Origin of the sequence: Streptomyces sp. SudanB182_2057, from assembly GCF_964272715.1 — a bacterium.
GTDB classification, from domain to species: domain Bacteria; phylum Actinomycetota; class Actinomycetes; order Streptomycetales; family Streptomycetaceae; genus Streptomyces; species Streptomyces rubradiris.
In genome coordinates this window covers 1,798,234-1,824,259 of the sequence record NZ_OZ186798.1, presented here as the reverse complement: position 1 = coordinate 1,824,259, position 26,026 = coordinate 1,798,234, and the positions used below count along the sequence as shown (strand labels likewise).

21 protein-coding genes are annotated in these 26,026 nt (G+C 74.5%); 13 read left to right on the top strand and 8 right to left on the bottom strand.

What is annotated here, in order from left to right:
* Window positions 1-8: 8 nt before the first annotated feature.
* The 3 genes from ccrA to ACSURM_RS07655 all read right to left on the bottom strand — a co-directional run bounded on the left by ccrA (window position 9) and on the right by ACSURM_RS07655 (window position 4,551).
* Complete coding sequence (ccrA, locus tag ACSURM_RS07665; protein ID WP_436960982.1) at window positions 9-1,346, bottom strand: crotonyl-CoA carboxylase/reductase; 1,338 nt, start codon at window positions 1,344-1,346, stop codon at window positions 9-11.
* Window positions 1,347-1,787: 441 nt separating this feature from the next.
* The gene (locus ACSURM_RS07660; protein ID WP_359045293.1) at window positions 1,788-2,618 is read right to left on the bottom strand and encodes a TetR family transcriptional regulator; all 831 of its coding nucleotides are present in this window, start codon (window positions 2,616-2,618) and stop codon (window positions 1,788-1,790) included.
* A gap of 118 nt (window positions 2,619-2,736) precedes the next feature.
* Entirely contained in the window at window positions 2,737-4,551 is a 1,815-nt protein-coding gene (locus ACSURM_RS07655) for a 3-hydroxyacyl-CoA dehydrogenase family protein (RefSeq protein WP_436954206.1), read from the bottom strand.
* Between the two features lie 437 nt (window positions 4,552-4,988).
* Here ACSURM_RS07655 and ACSURM_RS07650 point away from each other — a divergent pair, with 437 nt between their 5' ends.
* Entirely contained in the window at window positions 4,989-5,570 is a 582-nt protein-coding gene (locus tag ACSURM_RS07650) for an adenylosuccinate lyase (RefSeq protein ID WP_436954205.1), read from the top strand.
* Between the two features lie 7 nt (window positions 5,571-5,577).
* Here ACSURM_RS07650 and ACSURM_RS07645 read toward each other — a convergent pair whose 3' ends face one another.
* The 3 genes from ACSURM_RS07645 to ACSURM_RS07635 form a co-directional block, all read right to left on the bottom strand.
* Window positions 5,578-6,102 (bottom strand): N-acetyltransferase family protein, encoded by a 525-nt coding sequence (locus ACSURM_RS07645; protein WP_436954204.1) that lies wholly within the window; start codon window positions 6,100-6,102, stop codon window positions 5,578-5,580.
* Window positions 6,103-6,159: 57 nt separating this feature from the next.
* Complete coding sequence (locus ACSURM_RS07640) at window positions 6,160-7,704, bottom strand: alpha/beta hydrolase (protein ID WP_436954203.1); 1,545 nt, start codon at window positions 7,702-7,704, stop codon at window positions 6,160-6,162.
* A gap of 146 nt (window positions 7,705-7,850) precedes the next feature.
* Entirely contained in the window at window positions 7,851-8,885 is a 1,035-nt protein-coding gene (locus tag ACSURM_RS07635) for an Rv2578c family radical SAM protein (RefSeq protein ID WP_436954202.1), read from the bottom strand.
* Between the two features lie 132 nt (window positions 8,886-9,017).
* Between ACSURM_RS07635 and ACSURM_RS07630 the strand changes: the two genes are divergently transcribed.
* The 9 genes from ACSURM_RS07630 to ACSURM_RS07590 all read left to right on the top strand — a co-directional run bounded on the left by ACSURM_RS07630 (window position 9,018) and on the right by ACSURM_RS07590 (window position 21,123).
* Complete coding sequence (locus ACSURM_RS07630; protein ID WP_359045281.1) at window positions 9,018-9,461, top strand: SRPBCC family protein; 444 nt, start codon at window positions 9,018-9,020, stop codon at window positions 9,459-9,461.
* A 160-nt stretch (window positions 9,462-9,621) separates the two neighbouring features.
* The gene (locus ACSURM_RS07625) at window positions 9,622-12,021 is read left to right on the top strand and encodes an MFS transporter (RefSeq protein ID WP_436954201.1); all 2,400 of its coding nucleotides are present in this window, start codon (window positions 9,622-9,624) and stop codon (window positions 12,019-12,021) included.
* Window positions 12,022-12,176: 155 nt separating this feature from the next.
* Entirely contained in the window at window positions 12,177-14,645 is a 2,469-nt protein-coding gene (locus tag ACSURM_RS07620) for a SpoIIE family protein phosphatase (protein ID WP_436954200.1), read from the top strand.
* A gap of 102 nt (window positions 14,646-14,747) precedes the next feature.
* A complete protein-coding gene (locus ACSURM_RS07615) occupies window positions 14,748-15,467 on the top strand; it encodes a class I SAM-dependent methyltransferase (RefSeq protein WP_436954199.1) in 720 nt (239 codons plus the stop codon).
* Between the two features lie 71 nt (window positions 15,468-15,538).
* Window positions 15,539-16,372 (top strand): M55 family metallopeptidase, encoded by an 834-nt coding sequence (locus ACSURM_RS07610; RefSeq protein WP_436954198.1) that lies wholly within the window; start codon window positions 15,539-15,541, stop codon window positions 16,370-16,372.
* Window positions 16,365-17,669 (top strand): M20/M25/M40 family metallo-hydrolase, encoded by a 1,305-nt coding sequence (locus ACSURM_RS07605; RefSeq protein ID WP_436954196.1) that lies wholly within the window; start codon window positions 16,365-16,367, stop codon window positions 17,667-17,669. Before ACSURM_RS07610 ends, ACSURM_RS07605 begins: the two co-directional genes overlap by 8 nt.
* Before the next feature lie 3 nt (window positions 17,670-17,672).
* Entirely contained in the window at window positions 17,673-19,640 is a 1,968-nt protein-coding gene (locus ACSURM_RS07600; RefSeq protein ID WP_436954195.1) for a prolyl oligopeptidase family serine peptidase, read from the top strand.
* A complete protein-coding gene (locus tag ACSURM_RS07595; RefSeq protein WP_436954194.1) occupies window positions 19,637-20,560 on the top strand; it encodes a S66 peptidase family protein in 924 nt (307 codons plus the stop codon). The genes ACSURM_RS07600 and ACSURM_RS07595 overlap by 4 nt, the downstream gene beginning before the upstream one ends.
* A gap of 17 nt (window positions 20,561-20,577) precedes the next feature.
* On the top strand, window positions 20,578-21,123 hold the full coding sequence (locus ACSURM_RS07590; protein WP_436954193.1) for a GNAT family N-acetyltransferase: 546 nt from the start codon (window positions 20,578-20,580) through the stop codon (window positions 21,121-21,123).
* Between the two features lie 6 nt (window positions 21,124-21,129).
* Here the strand turns inward: ACSURM_RS07590 and ACSURM_RS07585 are convergent, their stop codons facing one another.
* Window positions 21,130-21,480: a VOC family protein gene (locus ACSURM_RS07585; RefSeq protein WP_436954191.1), complete on the bottom strand. Its 351-nt coding sequence runs from the start codon at window positions 21,478-21,480 to the stop codon at window positions 21,130-21,132.
* An 80-nt stretch (window positions 21,481-21,560) separates the two neighbouring features.
* Here ACSURM_RS07585 and ACSURM_RS07580 point away from each other — a divergent pair, with 80 nt between their 5' ends.
* On the top strand, window positions 21,561-21,983 hold the full coding sequence (locus ACSURM_RS07580; RefSeq protein WP_436954190.1) for a phage holin family protein: 423 nt from the start codon (window positions 21,561-21,563) through the stop codon (window positions 21,981-21,983).
* A 6-nt stretch (window positions 21,984-21,989) separates the two neighbouring features.
* On the opposite strand, the gene ACSURM_RS07575 is transcribed toward ACSURM_RS07580, so the two are convergent.
* Window positions 21,990-22,946, bottom strand: a complete 957-nt coding sequence (locus ACSURM_RS07575; RefSeq protein ID WP_436954189.1) for an LLM class F420-dependent oxidoreductase — start codon at window positions 22,944-22,946, stop codon at window positions 21,990-21,992.
* A 277-nt stretch (window positions 22,947-23,223) separates the two neighbouring features.
* Between ACSURM_RS07575 and ACSURM_RS07570 the strand changes: the two genes are divergently transcribed.
* On the top strand, window positions 23,224-25,071 hold the full coding sequence (locus ACSURM_RS07570; RefSeq protein WP_436954188.1) for a transketolase: 1,848 nt from the start codon (window positions 23,224-23,226) through the stop codon (window positions 25,069-25,071).
* The gene (gene ligD / locus ACSURM_RS07565) at window positions 25,068-26,003 is read left to right on the top strand and encodes a non-homologous end-joining DNA ligase (protein ID WP_436954187.1); all 936 of its coding nucleotides are present in this window, start codon (window positions 25,068-25,070) and stop codon (window positions 26,001-26,003) included. The genes ACSURM_RS07570 and ligD overlap by 4 nt, the downstream gene beginning before the upstream one ends.
* The last annotated feature ends 23 nt before the right edge of the window (window positions 26,004-26,026 follow it).

The window sequence follows — 26,026 nt, the reverse complement described above, 5'->3', positions numbered from 1 at the left end:
CGGGTGTCTCAGACGTTCCGGAAGCGGTTGATGGCGTCGACGTGCTTCGCGCGCAGCTCCGGATCGCGCACGCCGAGGCCCTCCTCGGGCGCCAGGCACAGCACGCCGACCTTGCCCTGGTGCAGGTTGCGGTGGACGTCGTAGGCGGCCTGCCCGGTCTCCTCCAGGGAGTACGTCTTCGACAGCGTCGGGTGGATCTTCCCCTTGGCGATCAGCCGGTTGGCCTCGTACGCCTCGCGGTAGTTGGCGAAGTGCGAGCCGATGATCCGCTTCAGGGACATCCACAGGTAGCGGTTGTCGTACTCGTGCATGTAGCCCGAGGTCGAGGCGCAGGTGGTGATGGTGCCGCCCTTGCGGGTGACGTAGACGGAGGCGCCGAAGGTCTCGCGGCCGGGGTGCTCGAAGACGATGTCGATGTCCTCGCCGCCGGTGAGTTCGCGGATGCGCTTGCCGAACCGCTTCCACTCCTTGGGGTCCTGGGTGTGCTCGTCCTTCCAGAACCGGTAGCCCTCGGCGGTGCGGTCGATGATCGCCTCGGCGCCCATCGCGCGGCAGATCTCCGCCTTCTGCGGCGAGGAGACGACACAGATCGGGTTGGCGCCGCCGGCGAGCGCGAACTGGGTGGCGTACGAGCCGAGTCCGCCGCTCGCGCCCCAGATCAGGACGTTGTCGCCCTGCTTCATCGCCGCGCCGTTGCGGGACACCAACTGCCGGTACGCGGTGGAGTTGACCAGGCCCGGGGCCGCGGCCTCCTCCCAGGTGAGGTGCTTCGGCTTCGGCATCAGCTGGTTCGTCTTGACCAGCGCTATCTCCGCGAGGCCGCCGAAGTTGGTCTCGAAGCCCCAGATGCGCTGCTCGGGGTCGAGCATGGTGTCGTCGTGCCCGTCGGGCGACTCCAGCTCGACGCTCAGGCAGTGCGCGACGACCTCGTCACCGGGCCGCCAGGCGTTGACGCCGGGGCCGGTGCGCAGCACCACGCCCGCGAGGTCGGAGCCGATGATGTGGTACGGCAGGTCGTGGCGCTTGGTCAGCGGCGACAGCCTGCCGTAGCGCTCCAGGAAGGCGAACGTCGACACCGGCTCGAAGATCGAGGTCCACACCGAGTTGTAGTTGACCGAGGAGGCCATGACGGCCACCAGGGCCTCGCCAGGGCCCAGTTCGGGCACCGGCACCTCGTCCAGGTGGATCGACTTGCGCGGGTCCTTGTCGCGGGTCTGAAGGCCCGCGAACATCTCCGTCTCGTCCTTGTGGACGGTGATCGCGCGGTACGACTCGGGGAGCGGCAGGGCGGCGAAGTCGGCGGACGTGGCGTCCTGCGACTGGATCGCGTCCAGGATGTCCTTCACGGTCACGGTGTTGCCTCCGGCGGTGAGCGCCCTGAGGGAGGGGCGCCTGAGGGTTCGTCGGTGCGGGGATGCGTGCTGCTGAGGGTGGGCAGGGGGTGCCGTCGGTTCGGCGCGGTGGTGCTTCGGCAGCGCTTTGTGGCGCGGGAGGGTGCCTGTGACGCAGGCGTCCGGGCGCGCGGGCCGAAGGCCCTCGGGGACAGCCGGCGAGCGGGTGATCGCCGCTCGCCGGCCGCCCGGACATCCCCAACGTATGACACGCCGTGACAGGTGACAAGGCACTGAGTGCCAGAAATTGCTCTCAGATGAAATCTTTACGTAACAGATGAGCGATGATCGATCAACGCTCGGCAAGCGAAACGGGCAGTGGGCGGCACTCGGTGCCACTCACTGCCCGTCCGTCACGGTCCGGCCGGTCCCGGCCGTTCTCTTCCGGCCGCTCGGCTACGACCGTTCCTTCAGCGCCTGTTCGATGGTGCGCATCACCTCGTCGAGCGGGGCGTCGGTGCGGGCCACCGTCACCAGGACCTCGCCCTGGGCGGCGGAGGCGGCCGCCGGGGTGCGCGGGGTGCTCTCCCGGCCGGCCCCGATGCCGGTGCCGAAGGTCCTGCGGACGATCGCGAAGGCGTGGTCGAGCTGGGCCTCCACGTCCCCCTGGCCGCCCGCCCGCAGCCAGCGTCTGAGGACGTGGTTGTGGGCGGTGACCACGGCCGAGGCGGCGACCTCCGCCAGCAGCGGGTCGTCGTTGGCGTCGTCGGCGTGCGCGTGCTCGTCGAAGTGACCGAGCAGATAGCGGGTGAACAGGCGCTCGTAGCGGGCCACGGAGGCGATCTCGGCCTCGCGCAGGGTGGGCACCTCGCGCGTGAGCTTGTAGCGGGCCACCGAGATCTCCGGCGCGGCGGCGTACATCCTCATGACCTCTTTGATGCCACGGCACACGGTGTCGAGCGGGTGCTCGTGCGCGGGGGCGGCGTTGAGCACCGCCTCGGCGCGGACCAGCGTGTCGTCGTGGTCCGGGAAGATGGCCTCTTCCTTGGAGCGGAAGTGGCGGAAGAAGGTGCGCCGGGCGACCCCGGCTGCGGCGGCGATCTCGTCGACGGTGGTGGCCTCGTACCCCTTGGTCGCGAACAGCTCCATGGCTGCTGCCGCCAGTTCTCGGCGCATTTTGAGCCGCTGGGCGGCGGCGCGACTGCCTGCGGCACTTTCCGGCGCGTCGGGCGTAGCGGGTGTACGTGAGGACTTGGCGGGCTGGGACATGACCCGAACGTACTGCATGTGCGCACGTCGATGCGCAGGTCCGGGACGTCCCCCGCCCGCCGGGGGCGGGGGAGCGGCGGCCGGGTCGAGCAGCCCGCCCCAGTCCGGTTCCGTCCGGAACCGGTCGCCGGCGCCGTCAGCGGCGGGCATACTCGCGGAAGCCGCGGCCGGTCTTGCGGCCGAGGCAGCCCGCGGCCACCAGGTGCTCCAGCAGCGGCGCCGGGGCGAGTCCGGGCTCGCGGAACTCGCGGTGCAGCACCTTCTCGATGGCCAGCGAGACGTCCAGGCCGACCACGTCCAGCAGCTCGAACGGGCCCATCGGGTAGCCGCCGCCCAGCTTCATCGCCGCGTCGATGTCGTCCAGCGACGCGTAGTGCTCCTCCAGCATCTTGACGGCGTTGTTGAGGTACGGGAACAGCAGCGCGTTGACGATGAACCCGGCCCGGTCGCCGCAGTCCACCGCGTGCTTGCCGATCCGGCCGCAGACCTCCCGCGCGGTCGCGTGGACGTCGTCGGCGGTCAGCACCGTGCGGACCACCTCGACCAGCTTCATGGCCGGGGCCGGGTTGAAGAAGTGCATCCCGATCACGTCCTGCGGGCGCGAGGTGGCGCGGGCGCAGGCGATCACGGGCAGCGAGGAGGTCGTGGTGGCCAGGACCGCGCCCGGCTTGCACACCTTGTCCAGCGCCGCGAACAGCTGCCGCTTGACGTCCAGGTCCTCCGCGACCGCCTCCACCGCCAGGTCCACCTCGGCGAAGGCGTCGTAGGAGCCCGCCGGGACGATCCGCTCCAGGGCCCGCGCGGCGGCCTCGGCGGTCAGCCGGCCCTTGTCGACGGAGCGGGCCAGGGACTTGCCGACGCGGGCCTTGGCCGCCAGCGCCTTCTCCTCGCTGCGGGCGGCGAGGACCACGTCGTGGCCGGCCTTGGCGAAGACCTCGGCGATGCCGGACGCCATGGTGCCCGAGCCGGCGACGCCGACGGAGCGCACCGTACGGCCCTCGGCGCGGGTGTCCCCGGCGGCCGGGGTCAGCGCGTCCGGGACGACCGTCGCGCTGCCCGGCGCCGCGTAGGTGTAGAAGCCGCGCCCGGCCTTGCGGCCGGTCAGACCCGCCGCGCTGAGCTGCCCCAGGACGGGGGCGGGCGCGTGCAGCCGGTCCCGGGACTCGGCGTACATGGCCTCCAGGACCGTCCGCGCGGTGTCGACACCGATCAGGTCCAGCAGGGCGAGCGGGCCCATCGGCAGACCGCAGCCGAGCCGCATGGCCGCGTCGATGTCCTCGCGGGAGGCGTACTTCGCCTCGTACATGGCCGCCGCCTGGTTCAGGTAGCCGAACAGCAGCCCGTCCGCGACGAAGCCGGGGCGGTCGCCGACCGCGACCGGCTCCTTGCCCAGCTCGACCGCCAGCGCGGTGACGGCGGCGACGGCCTGCGGCGCGGTGAGCACCGAGGAGACCACCTCCACCAGCTTCATGGCCGGCGCCGGGTTGAAGAAGTGCATCCCGAGCACGCGCTCGGGGCGCGCCGAGCCGGCCGCCAGCCGGGTCACCGACAGCGCGTTGGTGCCGGTCGCCAGGATCGTGCCGGGGCGGACGATGCCGTCCAGCTCGCCCAGGATCCGCTGCTTGATCTCGTACGACTCCGGGGCCACCTCGATGACCAGGTCCGCGTCGGCCGCCGCGGTGAGGTCGGTGGTGGTGCGCACCCGGGCCAGCATCCCGGCGCGCTCCTCGTCGGTGAGCCGCCCGCGCCGCACGGCGCGGGCGGTGGCGGCCTCCAGGGCGGCGAGCGCCCGGGCCGCCTGGGCCTCGCCGACATCGATGCCGATCACCTCGCGCCCGGCCTTCGCCAGGACCTCGGCGATGCCGGTGCCCATGGTGCCGAGGCCGACGACGGCGACCTTCTTCAGCGGGGACGACGGGGACAGAGGGGTGTCGGACAGGGGAGTGGCCATCGCGGGACTCCATGAATGAGGGTGACGACGAGGAGCGCGCCGGACGCGCCGGCGAAGGGCGCACCACGGGGCGTAAGGGAGCGCCGGGTGCGCCGGAGCGCACCACGGTGCCGAGGGGGATGCGGGTGTTGCCGGGCCACGAGCGCACACGCCCGGTGAGCGCCGCCGGGCCACGGGCGTGTCCACGCCCGCGCACGGCGGGGGATCCGACCGGCCCTGTCCCGGAGCCGGGTCGTACCGCGGTACGTACGGCGTACCGAACCGACGGAAGAGCTCGCTCGCGACGGCCGCGTCACCAGACCGTCGCCAGCGGAGTGCGAGGGGTACTCGCTCGTCTGAGCTTAACCGGCGGGTAACGAGCGCGCCAGCCCCCGCGGGGCAATCCTTCCGTGTGAGGTACCTCCCCCGTCCGCCGTAACCCGCCTACGCTGGACCTCGTGGACGAAGAGGTGCGCTCGCTCACGGAACGCTTACGGCAGGAGTCGGGCGGCACGGCCGCGTTCGACCGCCTGCTCGCCACCGAGGACCGCGACGAACTCGCCGAGGTGCTCACCGCGCCCGGACAGCCCCTGTGGGCCAGGGAACTGGCCGCCTTCCGGCTCGGCCGGGCCGGCGACCGGCGCGCCTTCGAGGCGCTGGTGCTGCTGCTGAACCACCGCGACCCGCCGCGCTGCGCCTCCGCCGCGCACGCCCTCGCCCGCCTCGGCGACCCCCGTACCGCGCGGGCCGCCGCCGCCCTCGCCACCAACGAACTGCGCGTCGCCTACGCCCTGCACCCGGTACGGCTCCTGGTCACGCTGCGCGCCCCGGAGTCCGTGCCCGCGCTGATCACCACCCTGGAGCGGCGGCTCGGCCCGCACGACCCCTACCGGAAGGTCGCCCTCGCCTGTGTGGAGGGCCTGGGCACGCTCGGCGACGACCGCGCCCGGCGGGTGCTGAACGAGGCCCTGGCGCACCCCGCGCTCGCCGAGGCGGCGGTGCGCGCGCTGGCCAGGCTCCCGCAGCAGCGGCCCGCCTGACGCCCGGTCAGCCGGCCGGGGCGCGCACGTACCGCACCTCGGGCACGGGCACGCCGTCCGCCTCGAAGGACTCCTCCGCGCCGTCGGCCCGGAACCCGGCGCGCTCGTAGAAGCGGCGCGCGGGCGCGTTGCCCTCGAACACCCACAGCAGCAGGCGCGCGCCCGCGGGGCACCTTTCGGCCGCCGCGGCCAGCAGCGCCCGTCCGATCCCGCCGCCCAGGTGCGCCGGATCGACGTAGAGCGCGTACAGCTCGGCGTCCGCCGTGTGCCTCGCCCCGTCCCGGTACGGTCCGACCGCCGCCCACCCGAGCACCCGGCCGTCCCGCTCGGCGACCAGGTTCACCACCGGGCCCTCGCCGCGCGCGAACCGCTCCCGCCGCCGCCCGGCGTCCGCCGCGACGTCGAGCCGGTCCAGGAACGGCTGCGGTACGAGCCCGCGGTAGGCGTGCCGCCAGCCGCACACGCGGATCTCCGAGACGCGGTCGCAGTCGGCGAGGGCCATCGGGCGGATGCGTACGCGGGGCTCGTCCATGGCGGAACCCTAGGCGCAAGCGCCCGCCGGCGGCCGGGAATTCCGGGCGCCCCCGTGCTACCGGCGGGCACCCAGCAGGCCGTGCAGGACCGTGCCGCGCGAGGCCGGGGCCGGCTTCGCGGGCTCCGGCTCCGGGGACCTCGGGCAGACCGCGTCGGCCGGTCCGGCGCCGCGCGGCACGGTGCCGTCGGCCAGGTACGCGGCCAGGTACCGGTCCAGGCACGCGTTGCCGCTCAGGGTGACCCCGTGGTTGCCGCCGCCCTGCTCGACCACCAGGCTGGAGCGGGCCAGCAGCCGGTGCACCGCGACGCCGCCGGCGTACGGGGTGGCCGCGTCGCCGGTCGCCTGGAAGAGCAGCGCCGACGGCGGCGCGGCCCCCGCGATGTCCACCGGCCGCAGCGGGGCCGTCGGCCAGAACGCGCACGGCGCGTTGTACCAGGTGTTGTTCCAGGCCATCACCGGCGCCTTCGCGTGCGCCGCCCAGGTGTCCGCCCGCCACCGGTGCCAGTCGCGCGGCCAGGGGGCGTCGCGGCACTGCACCGCCGTGTAGACGCTGTAGCCGTTGTCGCCCTCGGCGTCCACGGCGGCGAGCCCGTCGTACGCGGCCAGCAGCGGGCCGGTGGCCCCCCGGTGCGCGTAGGCCGCGAACGCCTCGGCGAGGCGGGGCCAGTAGCCGTCGTAGTAGCCGCCGGGCGTGAAGGTGTCCTCCAGTTCCGCGGCGCCCACCCGGCCCCCGGCGGGCTCGCGCGCCAGCGCCGCCCGCATCGCGTACCAGCGGGCCTCGACCAGCGCGGGGTCCGTGCCGAGCCGGTAGACCGCGTCGTGCCGGGCGATCCAGGCCATCAGCGCGCGGTGGCGGTCGTCGAAGGCGTGGTCCTGGGCGAGGTTGTCCTCGTACCAGACGCCGGTCGGGTCGACGATCGAGTCCAGCACCAGCCGGTGCACCCGCCCGGGATGCAGCTTCGCGTACACCGCGCCCAGATAGGTGCCGTAGGAGTAGCCGAAGTAGCTGATCCGGGGCGCGCCGAGGGCCCGGCGGACCACCTCCAGGTCCCGGGCCGCGCTCACGGTGTCCAGGTACGGCAGGACGTCCGCGTGACGGCGCCCGCAGGACTCGGCGAAGGAGCGCGCGCGGTCGAGGTTCGCCCGCTCCAGCGCCGGGGTGGCCGGGACGGAGTCCGGGCGGGGCGCCGCGAAGTGGCCGGGCGCACAGGACAGGGCGGGCGTGCTGCGGCCGACCCCGCGCGGGTCGAAGCCGATGACGTCGTAGCGGGCCGCCACGCTCTTCGGCAGCGCCGAGGCGACGAACCCGGCCAGCTCCAGCCCGCTGCCGCCGGGACCGCCGGGGTTGACCAGCAACGGGCCCTCGAAGGCCGGCGCGGTGTGCGGGACGCGGGACAGGGCGAGCGTGATCTGCCGGCCCGCCGGGTCGGCGTGGTCCAGCGGCACCCGCACCGAGGCGCACTGGAGCGTGGGGTGGTCGCGGGTGGCGCACGCCGTCCAGACGGGCGCGGGGGCGGCGGCCGCCCGGGCGGGGGCGGCGGTGAGCGAGCCCGCCACCACGGCGGCGACCGCGCCCAGCGCGGCTGCGCGTGTTCTCATACGGGTCCTCCCGGGACGCGGGGACGGGGCGAACCGTGCGGCACGGTTCCGCCCGGATCGTCCCGGCGCCGGGGCCCCGGAGAACCCGGCTTCGCGATACTTGACCCGATCGGGGCGCGGGATGCCCCCAACGCGCCCCGGCCCGCTCACATCAGGCTGAGCTGCACCGGCTCCGCCCGGTCCGGCGTCGGCGCGGCCGGGCGGATCCGGCGGGCCCGACCGGAGCGTGCCGGCCCGATGCCGTACTCCTCGGCCAGCTCGTGCACCTGACGGGTGATCCGGCGCTGGTACCACCGCGGCGCGTAGGCGCCCTCCGCGTACAGCCGCCGGTAGCGGGGCACCAGGTGCGGGTGGTGGTGGCCGAGCCAGGCCATGAACCACTCCCGGGCACCCGGGCGCAGATGCAGCACCAGCGGGGTGACGGAGACCGCCCCGGCCGCCGCGATCGCCCGCACGGTCTCCCGCAGCCGCTCCGGGTCGTCGCTCAGGAACGGGACCACCGGCGCCATCAGCACCCCGCAGCCGATGCCGTGCTCCCCGAAGGCGCGGACGACCTCCAGCCGGCGCTCGGGCGCGGGCGTGCCCGGTTCCACCGTGCGCCACAGCTCGGTGTCCAGGAAGCCGACGGAGACGGACACGCCCACCTCGGTCACCTCGGCCGCGCGGACCAGCAGCGGCAGGTCGCGCAGGATCAGGGTGCCCTTGGTGAGGATCGAGAACGGGTTGGCGTGCTCGGTGAGGGCGGAGATGATGCCCGGCATCAGCCGGTAGCGGCCCTCGGCGCGCTGGTAGCAGTCGACGTTCGTGCCCATCGCCACGTGCTCGCCCTGCCAGCGGCGCGAGCCGAGCCGGCGGCGCAGCACCTCCGGGGCGTTGACCTTGACCACGATCTGGGTGTCGAAGCCGATGCCCGTGTCCAGGTCCAGATAGCCGTGGGTGGCGCGGGCGAAGCAGTACACGCACGCGTGCGAGCAGCCCCGGTAGGGATTGACCGTCCATTCGAACGGCATGCGCGAGGCACCCGGCACCCGGTTGAGCACCGAGCGCGCCCGCACCTCGTGGAAGGTGATCCCGCGGAACCCGGGCGTGTCGACCCGGGTGGTCACGGCGTCCGCGCCGAACAGCGCGGCGTCGGCGGCCCGGCCGTGGTCGCCTTCGTCGGTGAGGTTCTCCCAGCGCATGACGCCTCCTCGGTAGCACTGGGCCCAGAATAGAACATGTGTTCCCATGATCGTGCGGACCCCGATTTGGGCCGCCGGGTACCGGGGTGGTTGGCTTGCCCCCTACCGGAAGACAGGTCCTGGAGGAACGCAATGGCGCAGGTCGAGGCCACTACCGAGCGGGTCGTCGCGGCGGACGCGGAGAAGGTGTTCGACGCCCTCGCCGACTACCGCGGCACCCGGCAGAAGCTGCTGCCCGAACACTTCAGCGAGTACGAGGTGCGCGAGGGCGGCGACGGCGAGGGCACCCTCGTCCACTGGAAGCTCCAGGCCACCAGCAAGCGGGTGCGCGACTGCCTGCTCGAGGTGACCGAGCCCACCGACGGCGAGCTCGTCGAGAAGGACCGCAACTCCTCCATGGTCACCACCTGGCGCGTCACCCCGGCCGGCGAGGGCCGCTCCCGCGTGGTCGTCACCAGCACCTGGCAGGGCGCCGGCGGCATCGGCGGCTTCTTCGAGCGGACCTTCGCCCCCAAGGGCCTCGGCCGGATCTACGACGCCCTGCTCGCCAACCTCGCCGCCGAGGTCGAGAAGTAGCCAACCACCCACCGGTGCAAGGGCGTTGACCTTCGGTCGGCCGCTTCACCGGTTCGAGTGGATCTCTGGTCCGGGCCGGGCGGTGCCGTAACCTCAGGCAACCGATCCCCGTTGTCGCCTCGCGCGGGAAACGCGCGAGGCGCGACGAGGGGAGCGGTCCGTGGGCGGGACGACACTGGCGCGGCAGGAGCCGGACGCGGCACCGGCGGCCGGCGAGGCGTCCGCGCCGCCGTCCCCCGCGCCCGCCGTGCCGCTGACGCCCCGCCGGGTCCGGCTGGTGTTCGCCGGGCTGATGCTGGCGCTGCTGCTGGCCGCCCTCGACCAGATGATCGTCGCCACCGCCCTGCCCAAGGTCGTCGGCGAACTGCACGGCCTGGACAAGATGTCCTGGGCCATCACCGCCTACCTGCTCACCTCCACCATCGGCCTGCCCCTGTACGGCAAGCTGGGCGACCTCGTCGGCCGCAAGGGCGTCTTCCAGTTCGCCATCGCCGTCTTCGTCGTCGGCTCCGCGCTCGCCGGCCGGGCCGGCAGCATGGACCAGCTGGTCCTCTACCGCGCGCTCCAGGGCGTCGGCGCGGGCGGCCTCATGATCGGCGTGCAGGCCATCATCGCCGACATCGTGCCGCCCCGGGAACGCGGCCGGTACATGGGGCTGATCGGCGCCGCCTTCGGCCTCGCCTCCGTCGCCGGCCCGCTGCTCGGCGGCTACTTCACCGACCACCTCTCCTGGCGCTGGTGCTTCTACGTCAACGTCCCCTTCGGCCTGGTCACCTTCGCGGTCGTCACCGTCGTGCTGAAACTGCCCCGGCCGCCCGTGCGGGCCCGGCTCGACGTGCCCGGCGCGATCCTGCTCGCCGCCGCCTCCACCTGCCTGGTGCTGCTCACGAGCTGGGGCGGCACCGAGTACGCCTGGGACTCCCGGCCCGTCCTCCTCCTCGGCGCCGGCGCCCTCGTCGGCACCGTCCTCTTCCTGGTCGCCGAGCGCTTCGCCGCCGAACCCCTCATCCCGCTCAGGCTCTTCCGCGACTCCGTGTTCACCGTCAGCGGCCTGGTCGGCCTGGTCATCGGCGTCGCCCTGTTCGGCGCCGCCAGCTATCTGCCGACCTTCCTGCAGATGGTGGACGGGGCCAGCGCCACCGAGTCCGGGCTGCTGATGCTGCCCATGATGGCCGGGATCGTCGGCGCCTCCGTCATCGGCGGCCACCTCATCAGCCACACCGGCCGCTACCGGATCTACCCCGTGCTCGGCAGCGCCGTCTCCGTCGTCGGCATGTGGCTGCTGTCCCGGCTCGATACCGACACGCCCCGGCTGCACTACAGCATCTGGATGGCCGTCCTCGGCACCGGCATCGGCCTGGTGATGCCCGTCCTGATCCTCGCCGTGCAGAACTCCGTGCGCCCCGCCGACCTCGGCAGCGCCACCAGCGCCAACAACTACTTCCGGCAGATCGGCGGCAGCGTCGGCGCCGCCGTCTTCGGCACCCTCTTCGCCGAGCGGCTCACCTCCGCCCTCCGCGCCGAGCTGCCCCCGGGCGCGGCCGCCCGGCTGCCCGCCGCCGACTCGATCACCCCGCAGCTCGTCCACGCGCTGCCCCCGGCCCTGCGCGACGCCTACATCCGCGCCTACGCCGACGCGATGCCCCGGGTCTTCCTCTACCTCGTCCCGGTGCTCGCCCTCGGCCTGCTCATCGCCTGCTTCCTCAAGGAGAAACCGCTGGTGTCCCACCACGCCCCCGCCACCGACCAGGAGACCGCCCCGGTGAACGTCCCGCTGCCGCACGCCCGTTCGCCGTTCACCGCCGGCATCCCCGTGTGCGGCACGGTGCAGCACCCCGACGGCACCGTGGTGCCCCGCGCGGCGCTCACCCTCATCGACGTCACCGGGCAGCAGGTCGGCCGGGGCGCCAGCGGCGAGGACGGGCGGTACGCGCTCGGCACGCCCGGCCCCGGCTCCTACGTGCTGATCGCCGCCGCCGGCGGACACCAGCCGCAGGCCGTCTCCGTCACCGTCGGCGAACGCCCCGTCGAACTCGACGTCGTCCTCGGCGGCGCCGGACGCCTGGCCGGCAGCGTGCTCACCGCCGACGGCAGCCCCGTCCGGGACGCCACCGTCACCCTCACCAACGTGCACGGCGAGGTCGTCGCCACCACCCGCAGCGGACGCGAGGGCGGCTACGTCATCACCGAGCTGGTGGCCGGCGAGTACACCCTCGCCGCCAGCGCCCCCGCCTTCCGGCCCGCCGCGCTCCCGGTCACCGTGCAGGCCGCCCGGGAGACCCGGCAGGACGTCGAGCTCGCGGGCGGCGCCGTGCTGCGGGGCACCGTCCGGGCCGGCGGCGGACGCCCCGTGGAGGAGGCCCGGGTGACCCTGCTCGACGCCGCCGGCAACGTCGTCGACACCCTGATCACCGGAGCCGACGGAACGTTCCGGTTCGTGGACCTCTCCTCCGGCGAGTACACCGTCATCGCCGCGGGCTACCCGCCGGTCGCCACCGTGCTCCAGGTCGCGGGGGGCGGACGCACCGAACGCGACCTCCAGTTGGGGCACGAGGACTGACCGGGGGGCGCACGCGGCGCGCCGGTCCGTGCGCCGGTGCATCCGGTGCACCCAATTCCAGGATTGCCGCACATCGCGACCGGCGGCCGCCTTACCGTAGTGGCGGGCGGCACAGATCGTTGTGCGGACAGCCGTGGGGAGAAAGGGCCTGGGCCATGGACCGTGGCGACGAGCGGGACGCGCCCGCCGGGCGCGGCTTCGGCGACACCGCGGCGGGCCGCGTCCCGCTGGCCGTGGTCGTCGTGGACCGCGCCGGCCTGGTGTCCCACTGGAGCAGCGGTGCGCGGCGGATGTTCGGCGTCGGCCGTGAGGAGGCCGTCGGCAGGCCCGCGGCCGATCTGCTGCCCGTCTCCGGCGCCCTCCACGACGACCCGGACGGCCCGCGCGGCGGTCCCGCGTCCCCCGACGGGTCCGGCCCCGCCCTGGAGGCATCCCTCGACGGGCTCAGCGGCTACCCCCAGGCCGGCTGCGCCCGGCTCCGCCCGCACCGGGAGGAGCCCGGCGCCGAGGACCGGATCGACGTGGTGTGGTGGGCGTACCCACTGGTCGGCCCGGACCCGTCCCGGCTGCTGGTGCTCGTCGCCGACGCCACCCGGCTGCGCGCCGAACGCGGCCACGACGACCCGGCCGCCGAACGCATCACGCCCGGCTTCGCCCGCCACACCGAACTGCCCGCCGCCGAGGACCTCGAACGCCGCCTGCCCGACATCCTGCCCAACATGGGCCCGGGCCCGAGCGCCCGCATCGTCTCCCAGGTCCTCGAACTCGGCTACCCGATCCTGGAGTTCAGCCGGCACGAACGGGTGCCCGTGACCCCGTACTGGGGCGTGCCCCGCCGCCCCGGCCGCCCCGCCGCGGCGGCCGTCCCCGAACCCGCCGCCGTGACGGCCGGACACCGGCCCGTGGCCGCCGCGGTCCCGGCCGGCGCCGAGCGGGACCTGGAGTACGCCGCCGTCCGCGAGCGGCTGGAGTTCCTGAACGAGGTCAGCTCCCGCATCGGCTCCTCCCTGGACCTCGGCGAGACCATCCGCGAGGTCACCAGCGCCGCCGTACCCCGGTTCGCGGACTTCGCCGGCACCCACCTGCGGGCCGCGGTGCTGGCCGGCGAGGGCTTCCCGGACGGCCCGCCGGACGCCAGCACCGTGATGTTCCGCGTCTGGGTCGAGCACAACGACGAACCCGGCCGCTGGGACGACACCGTGCCCGTCGGCGAGGCATTCGCCTTCCCCGAGCACACCCCGTTCTACAAGTGCATGGTCACCGGCGAGCCCGTGCTCGTCCCACGGGTCACCGACGAGCTGTCCCGGCGGATCTCCGGCGAGTTCGAGAAGCGCGACCTCAGGCCGCTCATCGGCGGCCGGTCGCTGCTGATCGTCCCGCTCAAGGCGCGCAACGTCGTCCTCGGCTTCATGGTGCTGATGCGCCGCCCCGACCGGCCGCAGTTCGACGACATGGACCGCACCACCGGCGCCGAACTCGCCGCCCGCGCCGGCCTGGTGCTCGACAACGCGCGCATGTACACGTACCAGGAGAACGTCGCCGACACCCTCCAGGACAGCATGCTGCCGCAGATCACCCCGCGGATGGCCGGCTGTGACGTCGCCACCCGCTATCTGCCCGGCACCCGGCTCGGGAGGATCGGCGGCGACTGGTTCGACACCATCAAACTGCCCGGCTCCCGCACCGCCCTGGTGGTCGGCGACGTCATGGGCCACGGACTGAACTCGGCCGCGATGATGGGCCAGTTGCGCACCGCCGTACAGACCATGGCGGCCATGGAGACCCCGCCCGCCCAGCTCCTGCGCAACCTGGACGACCTGGCCCGCCGGCTCGGCGACACCTACCTCGCCACCTGCCTGTACGCGGTCTACGACCCGATCCGCGGCGAGCTGACCCTCGCCAACGCCGGTCACATCCCGCCCGTGCTGGTGCGCGCCGAGGACGGCGGCAGCAGGCTCCTCGACCTGCCCACCGGAGCCCCGATCGGCGTCGGCGGCGTCCCGTTCGAGGCGGTCCGGGTCAGGGTGGCGCCCGGCGACCGGCTGGTGCTGTGCACGGACGGCCTGGTCGAGGTGCGCGGCTCCGACATCGGCGAGGGCCTGGCCGCGCTGTGCGAGTCCGCCGCCCACCCCGCGGCCTCGATGGACGACGCCTGCGACACCATCATCCGGGCGCTGAACACCCGCGGCGGCCGCAAGGACGACGTCGCCCTGCTCATGGCGCGCCTCAACGGCATCCCGGACGACCACGTCGCCGAGTGGCACCTCGCCCCCGCACCGGGCGAGGTGCCCCGGGCCCGCCGCCTGGTGCGCGGCCAACTGCTGGACTGGGGCCTGCCGGAGGCCGTGGAGACCGCCGAACTGCTGGTCAGCGAGGTCGTCACCAACGCGGTCCTGCACGCCGGGAGCGACCGGATCGGCCTGCGCATCGTGCGCACCGACGCGCTGCTGTTCGAGGTCACCGACGACGAACCCGCCCTGCCCGCCCTGCTGAGCACCGGACCCGACGACGAGTCCGGCCGCGGACTGCGCGTGGTCAGCCGGCTGGCCCGGGAGTGGGGCGCCAGCGCCACCGGGCACCGCAAGACGGTCTGGTTCGAGCAGGCCCTCACCACCGACCGCTGACCCGCCCGGACCCGCCCCGCCCGGGAACCGGCCGCGCGACCCTTGCCCCGCGCCGGTCCGCCGCGATATCCCGATCACGGAACCGACCCGTGGGGAGACCGCATGAACATCTCGGACACCTATCGCGAAGCGTGGGAGAGTTACTGGAGCGAGACCTCCGGCGCCCGGGGGGAGGCGATATGGGACTCCGACCCCGCGCTGAGCGCCGCCCCGCACAGCGAACTCCTCCTGCCGCACGCCGACCCGGACCGGACGATCGTCGACCTCGGCTGCGGCAACGGCACCCAGACCCGCTATCTGGCCACCCGGTTCGCCCGTGCCGTGGGCGTCGACCTCTCGCACGCGGCCGTCGCCCACGCCCGCCGCGCCGCGGGCGACGCCCCCGTCGAGTTCCAGCAGCTCGACCTCACCGACACCGACGCCGTCCGCGCCCTGCACCGGCGGCTCGGCGACAGCCACGTCTACATGCGGGCCGTCATCCACCAGAGCGAACCGGCCGCGCGCCCCGCGGTGGCCGCCGCCGTCGCCGAGATCATCGGCACCGAGGGCCGGGCCTTCGTGGTCGAGCTGACCTCCGCCTCCCGGGACGTCCTCGGCCGCGCCGCCGCCGGTCCGGCGGGCCCGCCGCCCAAGCTCCGCCGCGTCTTCCACCACGGCCTCAAGCCCGCCGCCGCCCCCGACGACGAGATCCCCCGCCTGCTCGCCGAGGCCGGCCTCACCGTCCTGGCCGACGGCGAGACCGCCCTGCCGCAGACCGAGTACCTCCCCGACGGCACCCGCATCGACCTGCCGGCCCGCTGGTTCGTCCTCGCCCGGGCCTGACCGGAACCGGGCACCGCCGCCTGCGCCGGGGTCGTGGCCAGGGGACGGCCCGGCGCGTAACGTGACACGGCATGAAGATCCTCATCAGTGCCGACATGGAGGGGGCCACGGGCGTCACCTGGCCGGCCGACGTGCTGCCGGTGACGCCGCAGTGGGAGCGGTGCCGGTCGATGTTCACCTCGGACGTGAACGCCGCCGTGGAGGGCTTCTTCGACGGCGGCGCCGACCGGGTGCTGGTCAACGAGGCCCACTGGACCATGCGCAACCTGCTGCTGGAACGGCTCGACGAGCGGGTGGAGATGCTCACCGGCCGGCACAAGGCGCTGTCGATGGTGGAGGGCGTCCAGCACGGCGACGTCGACGGCATCGCCTTCGTCGGCTACCACGCCGGCGCGGGCATGGCGGGCGTCCTCGCCCACACCTACCTCGCCAACCAGATCACCGGGGTGTGGCTGAACGGCGTCCGCGCCAGCGAGGGTCTGCTCAACGCCCACGTCGTCGCCGAGTACGGTGTCCCGGTCGTTCTCGTCACCGGTGACGACGTGGCCTGCGAGGACGCCCTCGGCTACGCGCCCGAGGCACCGAAGGTCGCCGTCAAGGACCATGTGTCCCGGTACGCGGCCGTGTGCCGGACCCCGGCCCGGACCGCCGCCGACATCCGCGCCGCCGCCAAGGAGGGCGCCCGGCTGGCGGTCCGTCACGCGCCCGCAGAGGCCGGGCCGTTCACGGTCGCCGTCGAGTTCGACGCCGAGCACCTCGCCCAGGCCGCCACCGTCGTCCCCGGCGTGGCGCGGACCGGCGAGCGGAAGGTGGCGTACACCAGCGCCACCATGTACGAGGGCATCAGGACGTTCAAGGCGGTCACCACGATCGCCTCCGCCGCCGTGGAGGAGCAGTATGGCTGACCCGCAGGCACTCGACGAGGTCGTGGAGTTCACCTCCGGCCTGATCCGCATCGACACCACCAACCGGGGCGGCGGCGACTGCCGGGAGCGGCCGGCCGCCGAGTACGCCGCCGAACGGCTGGCCGGGGCCGGCCTGGAGCCCCTGATGCTGGAGCGCACCCCGGGCCGCACCAACGTGGTGGCCCGGATCGAGGGCACCGACCCGTCCGCCGACGCGCTGCTGGTCCACGGCCACCTGGACGTCGTACCCGCCGAGCCCGCCGACTGGAGCGTGCCGCCGTTCTCCGGGGAGGTCCAAGGCGGGATGGTGTGGGGGCGGGGCGCCGTCGACATGAAGAACATGGACGCGATGATCCTCGCGGTGGTCCGCTCCTGGGCCCGGCAGGGCGTACGGCCCCGCCGGGACCTGGTCATCGCCTTCACCGCCGACGAGGAGGCCAGCGCCGAGGACGGCTCCGGGTTCCTCGCCGGCCGGCACCCCGAACTCTTCGAGGGCTGCACGGAGGGCGTCAGCGAGGGCGGCGGCTTCACCTTCCACGACGGCTCCGGCCGGGAGATCTACCCGATCGCGGCGGGGGAGCGGGGCACCGCCTGGCTGAAGCTCACCGCGCGCGGCCGGGCCGGGCACGGCTCCAAGGTGAACCGGGAGAACGCGGTGACCCGGCTGGCCGCCGCCGTCACCCGCATCGGCGAGCACGAGTGGCCGACCCGCCTGACCCCCACCGTCCGGGCCGCCCTGGACGCGCTCGCCGCGCTGTACGGCATCGAGGCCGCACGCACCGACGTGGACCGGCTGCTGGAGAAGCTCGGCCCCGCCGCGGGGCTGGTCGAGGCGACCGTCCGCAACAGCGCCAACCCGACCATGCTGGACGCCGGTTACAAGCTCAACGTCATCCCCGGCGAGGCGGTCGCCCACATCGACGGGCGCTACCTGCCGGGCACCGAGGAGGAGTTCGCCACCACCCTGGACCGGCTCACCGGCCCGGACGTCCACTGGGAGTTCGCACACCGCGAAGTGGCCCTCCAGGCACCGGTGGACACCCCGCTGTTCGCCGGGATGCGGGCCGCCGTCGAGGAGTTCGCGCCCGGCGGGCACGTGGTGCCGTACTGCATGGCCGGCGGCACGGACGCCAAGCAGTTCTCCCGGCTCGGCATCACCGGGTACGGTTTCGTCCCGCTGAAGCTGCCCGTCGGCTTCGACCACGCGGCGCTGTTCCACGGCGTGGACGAGCGGGTGCCCGTCGAGGCGCTGCGCTTCGGCGTCCGCGTCCTGGACCGCTTCCTGAGGACGGCCTAGCCGATGGGGGAAGAGATGCGCACCGCGCCGTACGGATCCTGGCCCTCGCCCGTGACCGCCGCGCTCGCCGCCGCGCACGACGGCCACCCGGACTGGGTGGGGTTCGTCGGCGACGAGATCTGGTGGACCGAGCCCCGGCCCGCCGAGGGCGGCCGGCGCACCCTGGTCCGGCGGCGCGCCGACGGCGGCGAGGAGAGCGTGCTGCCCGCGCCGTGGAACGTGCGCAGCCGAGTCGTCGAGTACGGCGGCCGGCCCTGGACCGGGGCCGTCCGGGACGGCCGGCCGCTGATCGTGTTCGCGCACTTCGCCGACCAGCGGCTGTACCGGTACGAGCCGGGCGGCGCACCCGTCCCGCTCACCCCCGTCTCCCCGGTGGGCGGCGGCCTGCGCTGGGCCGAGCCCCGCGTGGACCTCACTCGCGGCGAGGTGTGGTGCGTGCTGGAGGAGCACACCGGGGACGGGCCGGACGACGTACGACGGGTGCTGGCCGCCGTACCGCTGGACGGCTCGGCCGCCGCCGACCGCGCCGCCGTGCGCGAACTCACCGGGCCCCGGCACCGGTTCGTCACCGGCGCCCAACTCTCGCCCGACGGCCGGCGGGCCGCCTGGCTCGGCTGGGACCATCCACGGATGCCCTGGGACGGCACCGAACTGCTGGTCGCCGACGTGACCGGCGACGGCCGGCTGACCGGCGTCCGCACGGTCGCCGGGGGACCCGACGAGTCCGTCTGCCAGGCCGAATGGGCCCCGGACGGCCGCCTGCTGTACGCGAGCGACCGCGGCGGCTGGTGGCAGCTCCACCGCGACGGCACCCTCCTGTGCGCCCGCGAGGAGGAGTTCGGCGGACCGCTGTGGCAGCTCGGGCTGCGCTGGTTCGCGCCGCTGGACAACGGCCTGCTGGCGGTCCTGCACGGACGCGGACCGGCCGCCCTCGGGATACTGGACCCGGAGTCCGGCGAGATCGTCGACGCCGCCGGACCCTGGACCGAGTGCGCCCCCACCCTCGCCGTCCACGGCCAGCGCGTGGTCACCGTCGGCGCCGGCCCGCACACCGGGTACGAGGTGGTCGAGCTGGACACCGTCACCGGCCGCGCCCGGGTGGTCGGCGCCCGCCACCGGGACCCCGTCGACCCCGCCTACTACCCGCGGCCCGAGGTGCGCGTCTTCCCCGGGCCCGACGGCCGCGAGGTGCACGCCCACGTGTACCCGCCGCACCACCCGGCGCGGACCGCGCCCGACGGCGAACGGCCGCCGTACGTCATCTGGGCGCACGGCGGACCCACCAGCCGCAGCCCGCTCGTGCTGGACCTGACCATCGCCTACTTCACCTCCCGGGGCATCGGCGTCGCCGAGGTGAACTACGGCGGCTCCACCGGATACGGCCGCGCCTACCGGGAGCGGCTGCGCGAGCGGTGGGGCGTGGTGGACGTCGAGGACTGCGCGGCCGTCGCCCGCGCCCTCGCCGCCGAGGGCACCGCCGACCCCGCCCGGCTGGCCATCCGGGGCGGCAGCGCGGGAGGCTGGACCGCCGCCGCCTCCCTGACCACCACCGACGTCTACGCCTGCGGCACCATCCGCTACCCGGTGCTCGACCTCACCGCCTGGGGCCCCGGCGAGACCCACGACTTCGAGTCCCGCTACCTGGAGTCGCTGATCGGCCCGCTCGCCGAGGTCCCCGACCGGTACGCCGAACGCTCCCCGATCACCCACGCCGACCGGCTCACCGTGCCGTTCCTGCTGCTCCAGGGCCTGGACGACGTCATCTGCCCGCCCGCCCAGTGCGAACGCCTCCTCGCCCGGACCGCCGGCCGGGGCGTACCGCACGCCTACCTCACGTTCGAGGGCGAGGGCCACGGATTCCGCCGCGCCGACACCCTGGTCCGCGCCCTGGAGGCGGAACTGTCGCTGTACACCCAGGTGTTCGGGCTGGACCCGGCGCCGCCCGCACCGAAGCTGGAGCTGTCCCCGTGAAGGAACTCGTCCGCCCGCGCCGGCTGGCCCCGGGCGCCAGGGTCGCCGTCGTCGCCACCAGCGGGCCGGTGCCCGAGGAACGCCTCCAGGCGGGCCTGGACGTGCTGCGCGGCTGGGACCTCGACCCGGTGGCCGGCCCCCATGTCCTGGACCGGCACGCCGGGTTCGGCTATCTCGCCGGCACCGACGCCGACCGCGCCGCCGACTTCCAGGACGCCTGGTGCGACCCGGCGGTGGACGCGGTGCTGTGCGCCCGCGGCGGCTACGGCGCCCAGCGCGTGATCGACCTGCTCGACTGGGACGCCCTGCGCGCGGCCGGGCCCAAGCCGTTCATCGGCTTCAGCGACGTCACCGCGCTGCACGAGGCCATCGCCACCCGGCTGGGACTGGTCACGCTGCACGGTCCGATGGCGGCCGGCGCCGACTTCGTCAAGAACCAGCGGACCCAGGAGCACCTGCGGGCCACCCTGTTCGCGCCCGAGACCGTGCGCACCCTCGCCCTCGGCGGCACCGCCCTCGTCCCCGGCCGGGCCCGGGGCGTCACCCTCGGCGGCTGTCTGAGCCTGCTCGCCGCGGAACTCGGCACCCCGCACGCCCGGCCCTCCGCGCGCGGCGGACTGCTGTGCCTGGAGGACGTCGGCGAGCCGGCGTACCGGCTGGACCGCTACCTCACCCAGCTCCTGCGCGCCGGCCGGCTGGACGGCGCGCGCGGGGTGCTGCTCGGCTCCTGGGAGGACTGCGCCGGCCGGGAGGAACTGCGGGCCCTGTTCGCCGACCGGCTCGGCGGGCTCGGCATCCCGGTCGCCGAGGACGCCGGATTCGGCCACTGCGAGGGGGCGTTCACGCTTCCGCTCGGGGTGGCCGCCACCCTGGACACGGAGGCGGGCACGCTCACGCTGGACGAGCCGGCCCTGCGCTGACGCCGTAGGCTGGGCCGATGGCGCGTCCCCCGTCCCCGTACCAGGCCGAAGGCCCCCGCGTGGGCATCCGGCCCTTCACCCTGGAAGACGGGCCCGAGTTCACCGCCCGGGCCCGGGAGAGCAAGGACCTGCACCGGCCCTGGCTGTTCCCGCCGGACACCCGCGAGGCGTACGCCGACTACGCCGGCCGGCTGATCGACGACCCGGCCCGGGCCGGCTTCCTGGTGTGCGAGCGGGACGGCGGGGGCATCGCCGGCTTCATCAACATCAACAACATCGTGCGGGGCGGCTTCCAGTGCGGCGCCCTCGGCTACGGCGCCTTCGCGCACGCGGCCGGGCGGGGCCTGATGCGCGAGGGCCTGGAGCTGGTCATCGGGTACGCGTTCGGGCCGCTGGGCCTGCACCGGCTGGAGATCAACGTCCAGCCGGGCAACGCCGCCTCCATCGCCCTCGCCCGGGGCGCCGGGTTCCGCCTGGAGGGCTTCTCGCCCGCCATGATCCACGTCGCCGGCGCCTGGCGCGACCACGAACGCTGGGCCCTGACCACCGAGATGCGGGGCTGAACCGGCTCAGCCGCGCTGCTGGTCCACGTACTCGAAGACCGACCCGTCCGGGTGCACGGCCAGCAGATTGCGGCCCGCCGGTGTCGGCACCGGTCCCGCGACGACCCGCGCGCCCAGCCCGGTCAGCAGCCGGTGGGCCTCCTCCACGTCCTTCACCGCGATCGTCGCCGCCACCTTGCGCAGGATCTCCAGCTCCTCCTCGGGGCCGCTCATCAGCAGGAACGAACCGACCGCGGCGACCTCGACACCGCCGCGCGTGAAGCGCAGCGCCCGGCCGCCGGTCAGCTGCTCGTAGAAGGGGATCGCGGTATCGAGGTCGTCGACGCAGATGCGCAGCGAAGCGCCCAGAATCTCCATGCGGACGAGCCTAGTTGGGGCCGCCGGGGGCGTGCACGGCTCCCGCGTTACCCGCTGTGGGGGACGGGTACCCGCAGGGCATGAACAACCGTTCGGAAAACCTGGAACATCATCTGGACCGGCACCTGGTCGAGGAACTGGCCCAGGTGGCCCGCGAGACGGTACGCGACGAACTGCGGGAGCAGACCCGCAGGCAGCGCCGCACCGCCCTGCTCTACGCCGCCTCGGGCGCCGTCGCCCTGTACGCGGGCGCCGCGGTGGCCCTCGCGGTGGGCCTGGCGCTGGCGTCCGGGCTGCCCGGCTGGGCCGCGGCCCTGCTCACGGCGGCGCTGCTGGGCGTGGCGGCGTACGCCCTGCGCGGCGCGGCCCACGGCCGGCACAGCCCGCACCCGCCGCACCGCGTCGTCGGCGGTACCGCACCGGGGGCCCCGCCGACGGGCCTGGGCATGCCGTACCCGCCGATGCCCCAGAACCCGCCGGACGTCCCGCACCACAGGGCCTGACACCGCTCACCCGGCAAGCTGCGGCAGCACCTTCGTCCGGTAGAAGTCGAAGAACCCCCGCTGATCCGGGCCGATCTGGTTCACGTACACCCGGTCGAACCCGGCGTCGGCGAACGCCCGCAACGTGCTCACGTGCTGCTCGACGTCGTCGCCGCACACGACCTTCTCCCGCACCATGTCCTCGGTGACCAGCTCCTGGAGCTGCTCGAAGTGCCGGGGTGAGGGCAGCACCTGCCCCATCTCGCCGGGCAGCAGCTCGTTGTACCAGAGCCGGCGCACCGTACGGACGCACGCGTCCCGGTCGGTGCCGTAGCACACCTTCGTGCCGCCGCTGACGGGCTTCGTCCCGCCGCCGTCCGCGCGGAACCGGTCGGCCATCTCCTTGTCCGGCACCATCGTGATGAAGCCGTCGCCCACCCGGGAGGCCAGCGACAGCGCCTTGGGGCCGAAGGCGGAGATGTCGATCGGGACGGGCTCGTCCGGGACGGTGTAGAGGCGGGCGTTCTCCACCGTGTAGTGCGTGCCGTGGTGGCTGACCTCCTCGCCGGTGAACAGCCGGCGCATCACCTCGATGGCCTCCTCCAGCATCTCCAGCCGCACCCGCACCGGGGGCCAGCGGTCGCCGAGGATGTGCTCGTTGAGCGCCTCGCCGGTGCCCACGCCGAGCCGGAACCGGCCCCCGGTCAGCACCGCGCTGGTCGCCGCCGCCTGCGCCAGCACCGCCGGGTGGATGCGTACGGTCGGACAGGTCACGGCCGTCTCGACGGGCAGTGACACCGCCTGGGACAGCGCCCCGATCACCGACCACACGAACGCGCTCTGGCCCTGCTCGTCGTTCCACGGGTGGTAGTGGTCGGAGATCCACAGCGCCTGGAACCCGGCCTGCTCGGCCATCCGGGCCTGCTCGATCAGGGCCGCGGGGTCGTGCTCCTCGGCCGCCAGGAAGTAGCCGTACTCGGGCATGGGGAAACCTCCGCGAGGCTGGTGTCGTACCTGGTGTGGCCGGGTAACCGGGCGCGCCCGCGCGAAACGCCGCCGGGGCGCGGGCGCCCGAGTGCCCGTCGGCGTACCGGGCGCCCCCCGGACGGCGCAACGGTGACCCGCCCGGCGTTTGGCCGCCCCGGCCCCGGTTACGCGGAAGACCTCGGAGGCTCCACCGGCGGCCCGGGCCCGGCCGGCTGAGCCCGCGGGCGAACCGGAGCCGGCCCCCAGCAGACCTGTAAGGAGACCGAGGAGACTCATGAACACCGACGAACTCGCCGAACTCGGCCAGCAGTTGCGCGTGGACAGCGTGCGGGCGTCCGCCGCCGCAGGATCGGGGCACCCCACGTCCTCGATGTCCGCCGCCGACCTGCTGGCCGTCCTGCTCGCCAACCACCTCCGCTACGACTTCGAGCGCCCCGAACACCCCGCCAACGACCGCTTCGTGCTGTCCAAGGGACACGCCTCACCGCTGCTGTACGCCGCGTACAAGGCGGCCGGCGCCATCGAGGACGGCGAACTGGTCACCTTCCGCAAGCTCGGCAGCCGGCTGGAGGGCCACCCGACGCCCCGCAGGCTGCCCTGGGTGGAGACGGCCACCGGCTCGCTCGGCCAGGGCCTGCCGGTCGGCGTCGGCATCGCGCTCGCCGGGAAGCGGCTGGACCGCACCGGCTACCGGGTGTGGGTGCTGTGCGGCGACAGCGAGCTGGCGGAGGGCTCGGTGTGGGAGGCCGCCGAACACGCGGGCCACGAGAACCTGGACAACCTGGTCGTCATCGTGGACGTCAACCGGCTCGGCCAGCGCGGCCCCACCCGGCACGGCCACGACCTGGACGCCTACGCCCGCCGCTTCCAGGCGTTCGGCTGGCACACCGTCGAGACCGACGGGCACGACATCGACAAGATCGACCGGGCCTACGGGGAGGCGCTGTCCACCGCCGGGCAGCCCACCGTGATCCTCGCCCGCACCCTCAAGGGCAAGGGCGTCGCCGCCGTGGAGGACCGCGAGGGACTGCACGGCAAGCCGCTGCCCGAGGCCGAGGAGGCCGTCGCCGAACTCGGCGGGCGGCGCGACCTGCGGGTCCGGGTGAGCGAACCGCAGGTCGCCGCCGCGCTGCGCTCCGTCACCACCGAGGCGGTCCGGCTGCCGCACTTCGAGGTGGGCGAGGAGGCCGCCACCCGGGACGCCTTCGGCAAGGCCCTGGCCGCGCTCGGCACCGCGCGCGGCGACGTCGTCGCCCTGGACGGCGAGGTCGGCGACTCCACCCGCACCGAGGAGTTCGCCAAGGAACACCCCGACCGCTACTTCGAGTGCTACATCGCCGAGCAGCAGCTCGTCGCCAGTGCGGTCGGCATGGCCACGCGCGGCTGGGTGCCGTACGCCGCCACGTTCGCCGCGTTCCTCACCCGCGCCCACGACTTCGTGCGCATGGCGTCCATCAGCGGCTCCGGGATCAACCTGGTCGGCTCGCACGCCGGTGTCGCCATCGGCCAGGACGGGCCTTCGCAGATGGGCCTGGAGGACCTGGCGATGTTCCGGTCCGTGTACGGCTCCACGGTGCTCTACCCGTGCGACGCCAACCAGACGGCCCGGCTCGTCGCGGCCATGGCCGGGCTGGACGGTATCCGCTATCTGCGCACCTCCCGAGGCAAGACACCGGTGATCTACGGCCCGGACGAGGAGTTCCCGGTCGGCGGCAGCAAGACGCTGCGCTCCGGCGACGACGACCGGCTGACGATCGTCGCGGCCGGGGTGACCGTGCCCGAGGCGCTGACGGCCGCCGACCGGCTCGCCGAGGAGGGCATCGCGGTGCGGGTCGTCGACCTGTACTCGGTCAAGCCCGTCGACGCCGCCACCCTGCACCGGGCCGCCGAGGAGACCGGCTGCCTGCTCACGGTGGAGGACCACCACCCGGAGGGCGGCCTCGGGGACGCCGTTGCGGAGGTGTTCGGCGACGGCCGGCCGTGCCCGCGGCTGGTCCGGCTGGCCGTGCGCACCATGCCGGGCTCGGCCGCCCCGGACGAGCAGCTGCACGCGGCCGGCATCGACTCCGCGGGCATCGCGGCGGCGGCCCGGCTGCTGGTCGAGGAGGCGGTCGTGCGATGAGCCACGACGCCGCGCGGACGGTCCGGGCGGGCCGGCGCACGGTGGAGATCCGGCGGCCGGGGAAGGTCCTCTTCCCCGGCCGCGACGGCGCGCCCGAGTACACCAAGGGCGACCTCGCCGACTACTACCGGTCCGTCGCGCCGTATCTGCTGCCGCACCTGCGGGGCCGTCCGCTGATGCTGGAGCGCTACCCGGACGGCCTGGACGGCGAGCGGTTCATGCAGAAGAACGCCCCCGCGCACTACCCGGAGTGGATCACCCGCGCCGAGGTCGCCAAGGAGGGCGGCACGGTCACCCACGTCGTCTGCGACGACACCGCGACCCTGTTGTACCTCGCCGGCCAGGCCTGCGTCACCCTGCACCGCTGGCTCGCCCGCACCGACCGGGCCGGCGGCCCGGACCACCCCGACCGGCTGGTCTTCGACCTCGATCCCCCCGGGGAGGACTTCGCCGCCGTCCGGGAGGCGGCCGGATGGCTGCGGGAGCTGCTGACGGAGCTGGACCTGCCCGTCGCCCCCATGACCACCGGCTCGCGCGGTCTGCACCTCGTCGTCCCGCTGAACGGCCGGCACGACGTCGACGACGTACGCGCCTTCGCCCGCCAGGTCGCCGAGCGCGCCGTGGCCCGGCACCCGGACCGGCTCACCACCGCCGCCCGCCGGGCGGACCGCGGCGACCGCCTGTACCTGGACGTGCAGCGCAACGCCTACGCGCAGACGGCGGTCGCGCCCTACACCGTCCGCGCCCGCCCCGGCGCCCCGGTCGCCGTGCCGCTGACCTGGGAACAACTGGACGACCCCGGGACCGGCGCCCGCCGCTGGACGCTCGCCGACACCCTGGAGCAGGCCCGTGCCGACCCCTGGGCCGGGCTGCCGGACCGCGGGCGCGGCCTGGGCCCGGCCCGGCGCCGTCTCGCGGACATCCGCTCCTGAAGGTTTGGCCAGGGCATGAGGGG